This window comes from Bradyrhizobium sp. 35, assembly GCF_023073215.1.
Taxonomy (GTDB): domain Bacteria; phylum Pseudomonadota; class Alphaproteobacteria; order Rhizobiales; family Xanthobacteraceae; genus Bradyrhizobium; species Bradyrhizobium canariense_D.
The window spans coordinates 1-10,178 of the sequence record NZ_JADPJC010000077.1; the positions used below are offsets into that span (position 1 = coordinate 1).

Consider the following 10,178-nt stretch of genomic DNA (forward strand, 5'->3'; position numbering starts at 1 on the left):
GATCGAGATAGTTGGCAATGCCGGTTTGTGGAGCGCCTTTGCTGACGCATCGGAACTAGAACATGGCATCCTCAATCTGGCGGTTAACGCGCGGGATGCAATGCCCGGCGGCGGACGACTTACAATCGAGACCGGCAACACCTGGCTGGATGATGAGTATGTTGCCGCGCTCCCAGAACCCGTGCCTCCCGGCCAATACGTTTTGGTTGCTGTCACCGACACTGGAACCGGAATGGATAAGGCAACCCTGGATCGCGTGTTCGAGCCGTTCTTCACGACTAAGGAGGTCGGCAAAGGAACTGGGCTGGGGCTAAGTCAAGTTTACGGGTTCGTGCGACAGACGGGTGGCCACATTAGGATTTATAGCGAACCGGGGCATGGCACGACGGTCAAACTCTATCTTCCTCGGTCCAAGACTGAACCCGACAAGCAGGAAGATCGCAGTATTCCGACAGCAACAATGTTACGGGGGAATGAGGCCATCCTCGTTGTGGAAGATCATGACGATTTGCGCGCGTATTCATCCGGTGTGCTCCGCGATCTCGGATATCAAGTTTTCGAAGCAGCCGACGCGGCATCAGCGATTGCTTTCCTTGAATCATCTCGCACCATCGATCTTCTCTTCACCGACGTCGTGCTCCCGGATGGCCTTCACGGACGTAACATCGCAGATCGGGCTAGAAGGTTGCATCCAATGATCAAGGTGCTGTTCACGACGGGCTACACACGGAATGCGATAGTCCACAACGGTCGACTTGATGCGGGGGTCAACTTGTTGAGCAAGCCATTTACCTTTCGCGGTCTGGCGGAGAAAGTACGAAGAATTCTTGACGAACAAACATGACTGAAATCGGATCGAGGCTATTCATTTGCCGGCCTTCGGATGGGTGCCGTCCTTCTCCTCCCGAAGTTGATCGTTTTCCAGATGCCGGAATGCTCAAATCCTCTGCGGAATCGCGAGACATAAATATTCGCCATCATTCGTCCAATAATTTCGGGGTTGCATGCGCAACGACTTACGCGAGACGTATCTGTTTGAAGCCAGGCCAGTTCTGAAATGGCGCTTGCATTTTCAGTGCGAGTCTAATCCGCTGAACCGCAGCCTCCCCTTCACGGTTTCATCGGAAGCAGCCGTTATCGGCCGGCCGGGCAAGCCTTCCGGAATGGATAGGACACTGCCATCTGATTCCCCGCGCTGCCCATCAACGTCCTTCGCCACTGCGATCTCAAGTCGGTCGCAGAAAGTTGCGCGGGTGCGTCGGCTCTTCTTGACTTCGCAACCGTAGCCTACTCAACTGAGAGCAGTGATGATGCGAGGTGCGTCATGGAGCAGGAATTCTACCAGGGTCTCGCGCAGCGGGTCCGCGCCATCGCCCCGAAGGCCGATCCGTTCACCCGCCGTCGGTTGCTGGATCTCGCCAAGCGATACGATGCGAAGGGCAAGCCGGCGTCCCGGTCCGGAGCAAGCGAGCGGCCGCTCCCGGGGCCGCGCACAACGCCACCGCCATCGATCTTCTCCGGACCGGGCGAGGCCTGAGGCACCGGCGCCAGCAGCCACCTCAAAGGCCGTTTGTGATGAGATCACTCTCACCCGCTCCACGAACTCGGCCGGGAATCAAGAGTGCCAGCAGTGCCCCTCGAAGAAATCGAAAATGAGAATTGAGAATATGCTGAAAGCAGCACTCTCCAGGAACGCCGGGGGAGAGGGTGCGATGCCGGAGGCACAGAGCGGAATCAGCCGGCGGATTCGCATTTGAAGCAGCGCCACGTCGAGGGCGCGTTGCAATTGCAACTTTCGGCTTCTTGCAACCCGGACAGGCGGGAATGGAGCGCGGCATCGGGTTCGAGACGCAGGAGCCGTGCAGAGAATTTAGCTGAAGGGATTCGACGCGCTGGCTAACTCAGGAGAACTTCGAATATGATCCTGCGGAGGCTTCCGTGGCAAGCCTTTCGGCCTGTTCGGCGAGTACGGGCCCGCTGATTGCGTATCCGGGATCAGTCTAAGCCCCACTGCGAGGACAAGGGCGCACCGGGCCGGACGGACACGCTGAAGATAAAGTTCAAGGACTTCGGGATCATCACCCGCAGCGGTCTGTCTCCGTGGTGGTCTCGAGCAGAGACGACCTCGAGCGCTGTCCATCGCACTGCTTCAAAACGCGATGCCGCTTCCCAGGCTGGTCCGGCTGTTGGACGTCTCACTCTCCTCGCTGCAAGGGGAGGGCTTGGCAGAGCCGCAGTTTGGCCTGCCGATCTGATAGTCGATGGAAGCCACTAACTTCCCTAGGCAGCCGCGCGGGTTCGATGCAGCGGGAGGGCCATCAGGTGTCCTGAGATCGACCTTCGCGCCGAGACTGCTCATGTCACATTCGACGTGAATAAAGGTGATGCAATCGCGGCTGCTCTAAGCTAATTTCAGTGCTACGGCGCCACGCAAGAGTGCCACACAAAAACAGATCGCCGGACCGAAAACATCAATAAAATCAATGAAAAGCAGGATTGTGATCATAGTTCAATCCTGTCTGGCAGCACCAGCTAATTCAAACACTTACCTCCATCGTGCTCTCCGCAAAATTCGCGCCGGAAGCACCCCGGAAGCACGGTGAGCGGATCTTCGCCGCTCACCGATGCCTCGTGCAGCAATCAGTGGAGCTGCAGGAGCTTCTACGACTGTTGCTCGGCACAGAAAGGCAGTCGCCCTTCTTGCGCCAACGTCGGTCCGGCAAATAGGCCGACGGCAGGAAAAGTTCTGGTCATCGCAATATTCCGTCGGACCTGGTTGAGCTGATTCCCGCTTCGATTGTATCGCATTCTCCTGAGAGATGGCGCCACAACCTTGGCCGGCTATCCCCTGAAAGAGCAAAATAGGATCGACGGGCGGAGTCGATACTTGGCATCTCGCGGCCCCGAGTCCGGAGTTCGAAATACCCCTACCCCTGACCCATCCGGCGATTTCGCTGAGGGGCGCCTGAAGCTCTATTCACGATGTTCGGCGCCGAGGACCGTATTGGTTGCAGGGTCGAATGGACAGCCTTGCGCGAACGTGCCGCCGCCGACCGCGCCGATCCGAATGATATTGCCGGCACGGTCAAAAGGCATCGGTAGACCATCGAGCAGATCGCAAGCGATCAGTACGACGACGGGCAACGAAATCCCGGTCGTTCGGACCGAGCAGCTCGTGCCGGCCGGCGGACGGCCCAACGACCGGACCGCGGCTCAAGCGCGACACCCTGACGCAGTGAGCCTGACGAATCAGTCAGCTATTTTACCTGTGGTAGTCTTTTACTTTTACTACTCGCGATCTTTTGCTCTGACGCCGTCCTGATAGTGCCTTTTTTGTGCTGGGGAGGACATTTATGCGAGGCTCTCGCGCAATCCTTTACGTCGAACAACTTAGCGAACTCACTTCTCAGCTCTCAGAATTGGAAGATCTTCGAGGTCTGGTCGACGAAGCAGAGCGTCACGCCCGCGGTGTGCCCCCATTTCGCTTCACACGCCCTACTTCGCGCCGCCTTCGAAGTCGCAAACCGAGCGCCCTCTCTGTCCCATTCCGCCGCCTCACGCCACCAAGCTGGAACGCAGGAGCTCTCAGCCCTGACAACGACAACCAAATCGATCGGACCTTGCTTGAGCCATTCCCCGATGGATGATGGGCTTCCCCCTGAGCCGCTCCAAGCGCGACCTTGACGAACAGATCGATCCATGGTGACAGCCGCGCAAGAGGCGTCAAAGGTCCTTGCCGATCGCATCTTGGAATAATGCCCTTTCCACCCTGATTTGCCGGTCCATAAGATGGCTCGTGAGCATTGTGGCGGCGTTCTTGATCTGCCTCTTTATCTATGCCGGGTCCGTCTTCGTTGCGGCCTTGAGCCTAGTTTCGGCCGTGCGAAGCGGAGATGCCGCTGAGGTGATGGCCGTACGAATTTGCCGCGCATCCGGCATTCGATCGTCGACCAGCCACAATTTTTGGTCCGCGCTGCGCACGGGGAACGACCCCGGTCGTCCCGGGGCTGGCGCCGGACGCGCCGGGGCCGCCCGACGTGCCACCGAAGCAGCGCGCCGTTGCCATCTTGCTTCCGGCAATAACTAGCTGGTGTATCATTTGATAGAACGGGCGCTAAATCCCGCTTCCCTCTTTCGAATGAATCCTCGGAGATGCCAGAACGGCACCAATCCCTCCCGACGCAAAAATGAGATATCCTGCCCCGACTCAGGGAGCCTCCCATGGCTAAAAAATCAATAGTCGAACGAATTTCAGACACTGTAAAAGAGATCGTGGAGACCGCCTCGACTGCAGCCGCGGATGCTATGAAGCCCGATCCAGAAGCGGTTGCCGGAGTGACCAACGAGCAAGTCTACATTCCTGAAGCGACCGATGCTGCCGCTGTTCCGCCGCCGATCATCACTCGGAAGAAGAAGCGCGTTCCTGCCCCTATGAGAGCTAACAGACGGGTCGCAGCTGCTCGTACAAAGAAGACCGTATCCGCGGCGAAGAAGTCTGCCAAGAAGCCGGCTAAAACGCCACCCAAGGAGGCTGCAAAGAAAGCCGCACCACAGAAGGCGACCAAGAATTCTGCGTCTAAGAAGACCGCGAAGAAGAGCAAGAGTAAATCGAAGCGCTAGCGCTCCTTCGCGGAGCAGTTCGTTGCGACCACCAGAAACGACTCATGCTTTACTTCTGCGGCGCTCGGGTCTTCCTCCCCGTGTTCGTCCTTCACAGCCCGGCCGTCCTGACAGTCGGGGTAGAACCTTGTGATCCCCCAATGCGATGCCTTTACAACGGCTGAAGCTTTCTAGCCGGTTACTTTCACGTCTCGAACTGGGACGGGCGAAACCACATTTCTTTCAGACTCCTCTCCTAAGCATTACGCAGGAGGCCGATGATGAAGCCATCAGAGATTTACAAAGAGAACGCAGACAACTGCGCAACGCTCGCTGAAGGGGAACCATCTAAGAATAGTCCGGCTTACAAGCGGTACCGGCGCATGGAAGAGGCGTGGCGAGCTTTAGCCGAGGAGCAGGAATGGCTAGATGGGGAAGTGCCCCCCGTCGGGTCAAACCGAGCCGACACAACGAAAAAGCGGCCCGGTTAGGGCGGCTACGTCGGAGCATTCAATAGGTTGCGAGGTACTTCCGCTTTGATGGTGGCATGTCCCCTCCTGCTAGACGCCACACGCCAACGGCCGAGCGCTCAAGATCACCTTCGGCGAGATGCGCGAGATGGGCCTACGCGGTGTCCTGGTCTGCTGCCACTCCGGCCACAACGTTGCACTCAGCGCCGCTCGCTGGTCGGACGATGTTCGCCTGTCTGATATCGAGGCGCGTTGTGTATGCGCCGGATGCGGCAACCGAGGGGCTCAGGTCAGACCGGATTTTAGCACCGGCAAGCCGCCGCAGTTTGCGAGATCGAGCGCTCGTTGGAGGAACGAACGCGCAGAGGAAAAATTGCAGGTTTTGTTAGCTCTCTTCTTCGAGCTGGCGGAGCGGCCCCGGCATCAACCCTCAAGCCCCCAAGCCGGGGTCGTCTCTCAGTGCGCCAGCTTCCGCTGCCAACATATCCCGGATAGCTTCCGACCGCCACCCTTTCATCTGCCAAATTGACATAGGCGACCGCTAAATCAAACTGGGCGCCAAGACGGTCCTGGAAAAAGCGGCCCCAGGCAGATGATTCCTGAGGCCGGAAGTTCTACGCGTCCGCTCCGAGACATCGCCCGGAGCTGGAGGCGAACGCACCCAGATTGCCGAATGTTCCCGATCCCCATGGACCTGAGAGCCGGGGCACTGATGCACGTTAAGCCTTCTGCCGATTGTGAAACTGATCATATTGCGAGCCAGAGATGCTGCGGTACGATCATCGCACCGGGGCTGGCTGCATATTTCACCTAGTCGTTTTTGACCCGGAATTTTTGACCGCGCGGGCCGCAGCAGCAGTCCCCCTGCTGCGGCCTTCGTGATCACGGCTCTTAGTACCAATGACTTCGCGTCCTGTGCCATTGGAGAAGGTATTATGCCCAAAGAGAAAAATTGCCTGATTGTTCGTGCTGCGGGAAGACAACTGGACCTGTTACGCGACGAAGCCTCCCGCATCGCAAAAGGCAGTAACGTCGATTGGTGGATCGATCAGGCAGAGGTCGGCACTCGCTTTTGCTTCGAGGATACAAAAGCAAAAGAGTCATTCGCTCTCGCTTGTGACAACTTCGGTATTCCCTGCCAAGACGGCTAGTCCGCAGTTGAGCTGTAAGCCAGCGGCAGGGCCGCACAACCATCATAGCAGTCCAGCCCTATCCGGCTCCCGTGCCTGGAGGTCCGCACCTGATCCGAAGCACGTGAACCGAGCCCGTCAGCGCCGGCGCCGACAGCGGGCCATGAAGCAACGCACTGGCCGAGATAAGGGCCAAGCTGTTCCCGTCTGAACTCGTTGTCACCCGCTCTGAGGCCATCGCACTGAGATCAGATTGCGCTGTGTAGAGCCCGCCTGAATGGGGCGCGAGATCAGAACCAGGTGCGGTTATTTTGGAAGCATGCCTGTTTGGTGCGGTCCCAGATGAAATCCCCGCCGCCGCAGGGTGGACGGGGGCGAGCGGTCGCCGGGCATTCGTTCCGAACCTTGGCTCCCGTGCCCCAGCCGTCGACGACACATGCGCCACCGGTTGTCCTATGACAGCCCTCGCCACAGCCACCCGCTGCGTGCGCCCCACTAGCAGCAGCCAGAACCGTGGTCGCGAGGAGCATTCCTTGTAAGATTTTTATCACGCCAGACTCCTTCGAAGCGAATGACCCGAGCGAGAAGGAACAGATCATAACTCCTGCCGTGCCTCTTAGCTACGATCAGCGCGGCGCGAAGTCCCCGGCTCCCCACGAACCGCTCGATGGATGCGCTCCCCGTTCGAAGCTGTTGATCCAGCATTTTTACAAACTACAACCAGGTCAGCACAGCTGCATTTTTCGAATCATCCACCTGTCTCCGGACTGGAGGGACGTTCTGTTCCCGAGGCGCGTGTGAGCCACTTTGCCTCGGTCCTGCTCTTGCTGGCCAACTTGATGCTAACGCTATGTTTCGGCTTGGCAGCGTGGCGCGTTTCCGACGAGGGGACGCTGGTAAACCCGTAGCATTGGCCTAGGCTGGATGCAAACCTCGGCCAACTGACATATCCGCGTACCCCTCGCATTTTGATCTCGCGGGCTGCTGAGCGCAGGCGACCACCTGCCCCGCTATGCGCCGCGACGCTGCTACGCTCTCAACGGCAAGGCGGTCCTGAAGCATATGACGTCTAGAGTGGGTCACGAGCGGCCTTTGGTGTCCCAGGCTGCTTACTTCCGCTTGAGCTCCGGGGACCATCATCAGCGCCGGTCAGAATGTCCGAGATGGGCCCAACAGCAGACTCGTGCAGCGCAGAAGATCGTTATTCAATCACCTCGGCCGAGCAGCGTCGCAGGGAGATCGATGCCGAGCGCCTTGACCTTCGAGAACATCGGAATGCTCCCGGTCCTCAACCCGGAGGTCTGCAATCGGTGGTCATTAGCGGACAATCAACTCGTCAGCCCTCGCGACCAAATGCTGAGGAACAGATAGGCCCATATCTTTGGCAGCTTTGAGGTTGATCGCAAGATGGAATTCGCTCGGCCCTTCGACGGGCAAATCACTTGGCTTTGCCCCGTTGAGGATCTTCTCGACGAAATATGCGCCCCGACGCCATATTCCATCAATTGTAGGACCAAAGGCAAGCAGTCCGCCGCTCTGCACCCATTCTCGATATTCATGGGCGTTCGGAATTTTGTTTTCTATTCCGAAGTCGACAATCCTCTTCCGATCAAAGACGAACATCGGATCGGTGACGGTAGTCATCGCATCAATCATCGGATCCTGCCTTTTGCGCAGGATTGAAGCAAACGCGACCTCAAATTCCGGCGGTGAACGAACTTCAAACGTTCCACGATCACGTCGACATTCTGCCGGACCAGATCGGCAGCCATCCCAGGCAGAAGTTCCGAATGTCCTTTTGCCTCCCGCCATTCGATGGTGAGATTGTTGCCCTCCGAATAGCCGCGATCACTTAATTCGCGAACGAAGCCGTTTACCCAAGGATAGCTGCTCAAATTAGCCGTCAGATATCCAATGCGGTAAATCTTTTTAGATTGCGCGCTTGAGCCGCCAGCGGCCACACCGCAGCGCCGCCGAGTGCCGTTATGAACTCGCGCCGCTTCATGTCTGATGCCTCGGCAAAGGTAGAGACAACCTATCACTCGCCCCAAACTAACACATTGGGACTGGCCGGCCATGACTTCTGCCACAGAATCTCGAGTACGCCTGCCAGCCGCGCGATGTGCGGTGCGGGTTCAAAAGCGAAAACCTCAACGCGAGCATATTCAGTCCGCTAAGCCCCATGGAACGGACCTCAATGAGACGTGGATGGGCCACTTGCAGACATCGCGCGAGCGGTGTGCATTTCGAGGCAACCGTATTTCGCTTTCGGACGCGTGCAGCAAGATCAAACGCCCACCCTCAAAGAGGATGGGCGCGTGGTGACTTACGACATGATGACGTCCTACTTCTTCTCGGCGCTGGCTTCCTTAGCTGGAGGCGGCTTCATGCCGACGGTCAACTGGCGGATTTTTAAAGCGCCGCCTTCACGTATGTCGATGGCGCCCCAGAACACTGTAACCTTGGTGGCGTCGCCGCTCTTAGGGTCCTTACCGAAGATGTCGGTCTCGCCGTTGGCAACGACCAGATCGTTGTTGATGACCGACATGTTGCCGACTCTGATCTCTATATGATCGGTGCCGTTCTTGAAGTTGTTTTCGTATACGGTCTTGAGATCGGAAAACACACCGCCCGGGTTGATCTGGACCCCGTCCTTTGTATAGAGCGCAGCGACACAGGCCGCGTCTTTCTTGGCGACGCAGTCGGTGTAGGCGACGGCTAATTTTTCGGCCTCCTGCTTGACCTCATCGGCCAGTGCCGGTGCAGAGATGAAGGCGGAAGAACACAATGCCAAGAGCAATGAACGTCGCTTCATAGCAACTTCCCCTCTGGTTGTGATGCACAATTGCATCGCGACGTCCTCCTGACGTAGGACGTCGCGTTGCATTTGTTCCGGGGGGCATTCTTTCGTTAGGCTGTAATACTACGAGTATATGCCACTTTGCACGGCTTGGCGCGCGCCAACTTTGATCATCGACGACGGAGGCGGCATTCCTTCGAGAATGCGGCGAATGCGGTCGGGAAAGACAGGCAAGTTGACGCATGTGACAGATGAAAGTGTCTTGCTCGACGCGCGCGATGGCCTTGTTATCCAGATTGTTTACCAAAGCGGCCGGCAAACGGCCCAAGCAATTGCTGGATCGCTATCAAGCGGCCAGAGGCACGCACATCCCGATCCAGCTACTTGTGCGCGACCGCACCGCTCGATAGGCCCACTAGTGAGAGGGAGTCTCGGAACTCGGCCTGCGGGACGCATAATGCGTTGCACTATCACTGATCTTGTCGGGGACCCATTCCTCCGCGGTTGAGTCCCAATGATGAGTGTCGTCGAAGTGTTTCCAGAGTGGCCGCTTTGGCTTGCTTTCACCCTTCTGTCGGTTTGCATTCAGTGTGCGGAGTTGGACGACGAGCACCCCAGCCATCATCACCCATTCGCGAGCGCTATATCGGGAGTTCCATTTGATTGCGGCGAGCATTGGATGCCTCCTTTAAAGTAAGAAGCCTCTGCCACATTAGGGTGGGCCAAGAATGCAGGGATATAAACTACCTCACAGTTTGCCAACATCTTCGACATAGCCGCGGGCGATCTCACTGCGCGGCGACTGTAACCTACGTTCGTTCGGTACTCGGGCGTCATTTGCCGGGCCATCAAAACGCCCGCGACGATGTGTAGGATTGTTTTTTGGTCGCAAAGGCACGTCTCTCTTAGAGAGTGGATTTTATCGATCGTAGGTGCGCTCTCCATGGAGGTCAGCGCATGCTCCGTCCAAGGACGACTTCGGGTCAAAATGCGAAGAACTCAACCGGAGCAAATCTGGTCCGCCTTGCCGTACAGAGCGGACCTCAACGAAGCGCTCAGCGAGTTCGCTGACGCGCCATTGGACTAAACCGCTCGCGCGGTAGGCACGACGGCCGGCAGCGCGGCTGAGAGGATAGCGCAACGAGGCGTCCTGTCTTGAGATGAGGGGTTCGCAACCTT

General features: G+C 57.6%; 8 protein-coding genes and 1 pseudogene. 5 read left to right on the forward strand and 4 right to left on the reverse strand.

All coding sequences use genetic code 11. From position 1 onward, the window contains the following. The 3 genes and pseudogenes from IVB36_RS16075 to IVB36_RS16085 form a co-directional block, all read left to right on the forward strand. Nucleotides 1–844, forward strand: an 844-nt coding sequence (locus IVB36_RS16075; RefSeq protein WP_247392141.1) for an ATP-binding protein, incomplete at its 5' end; no start/stop codon positions are given. Nucleotides 845–1,324: 480 nt separating this feature from the next. Beyond that, nucleotides 1,325–1,537 (forward strand): hypothetical protein, encoded by a 213-nt coding sequence (locus IVB36_RS16080; protein WP_204512002.1) that lies wholly within the window; start codon nt 1,325–1,327, stop codon nt 1,535–1,537. Between the two features lie 471 nt (nt 1,538–2,008). Beyond that, nucleotides 2,009–2,255: pseudogene (locus IVB36_RS16085) on the forward strand (DNA polymerase IV); the annotation flags it as partial. Nucleotides 2,256–2,973: 718 nt separating this feature from the next. Here IVB36_RS16085 and IVB36_RS16090 read toward each other — a convergent pair. Further along, the gene (locus IVB36_RS16090; protein WP_018460462.1) at nt 2,974–3,144 is read right to left on the reverse strand and encodes a hypothetical protein; all 171 of its coding nucleotides are present in this window, start codon (nt 3,142–3,144) and stop codon (nt 2,974–2,976) included. 1,077 nt (nt 3,145–4,221) lie between these two features. Between IVB36_RS16090 and IVB36_RS16095 the strand changes: the two genes are divergently transcribed. Continuing rightward, the gene (locus tag IVB36_RS16095) at nt 4,222–4,620 is read left to right on the forward strand and encodes a hypothetical protein (protein ID WP_247392143.1); all 399 of its coding nucleotides are present in this window, start codon (nt 4,222–4,224) and stop codon (nt 4,618–4,620) included. A gap of 1,384 nt (nt 4,621–6,004) precedes the next feature. Then, nucleotides 6,005–6,220, forward strand: coding sequence for a hypothetical protein (locus IVB36_RS16105; protein WP_247294782.1), 216 nt, complete (start codon nt 6,005–6,007; stop codon nt 6,218–6,220). A gap of 1,296 nt (nt 6,221–7,516) precedes the next feature. Here the strand turns inward: IVB36_RS16105 and IVB36_RS16110 are convergent. The 3 genes from IVB36_RS16110 to IVB36_RS16120 form a co-directional block, all read right to left on the reverse strand. Continuing rightward, nucleotides 7,517–7,855, reverse strand: coding sequence for an ABC transporter substrate binding protein (locus tag IVB36_RS16110; RefSeq protein WP_018460464.1), 339 nt, complete (start codon nt 7,853–7,855; stop codon nt 7,517–7,519). Beyond that, the gene (locus IVB36_RS16115; RefSeq protein ID WP_157643160.1) at nt 7,852–8,160 is read right to left on the reverse strand and encodes a hypothetical protein; all 309 of its coding nucleotides are present in this window, start codon (nt 8,158–8,160) and stop codon (nt 7,852–7,854) included. The genes IVB36_RS16110 and IVB36_RS16115 overlap by 4 nt, the downstream gene beginning before the upstream one ends. Before the next feature lie 383 nt (nt 8,161–8,543). After that, nucleotides 8,544–9,014 (reverse strand): nuclear transport factor 2 family protein, encoded by a 471-nt coding sequence (locus tag IVB36_RS16120; RefSeq protein ID WP_018460466.1) that lies wholly within the window; start codon nt 9,012–9,014, stop codon nt 8,544–8,546. Nucleotides 9,015–10,178 lie beyond the last annotated feature (1,164 nt).

Coding starts and splice junctions, on each gene's coding strand:
- IVB36_RS16120 (WP_018460466.1), bottom strand. CDS start 9,014: ATGAAGCGACGTTCATTGCTCTTGGCATTGTGTTCTTCCGCCTTCATC.
- IVB36_RS16095 (WP_247392143.1), top strand. CDS start 4,222: ATGGCTAAAAAATCAATAGTCGAACGAATTTCAGACACTGTAAAAGAG.
- IVB36_RS16110 (WP_018460464.1), bottom strand. CDS start 7,855: ATGATTGATGCGATGACTACCGTCACCGATCCGATGTTCGTCTTTGAT.
- IVB36_RS16105 (WP_247294782.1), top strand. CDS start 6,005: ATGCCCAAAGAGAAAAATTGCCTGATTGTTCGTGCTGCGGGAAGACAA.
- IVB36_RS16080 (WP_204512002.1), top strand. CDS start 1,325: ATGGAGCAGGAATTCTACCAGGGTCTCGCGCAGCGGGTCCGCGCCATC.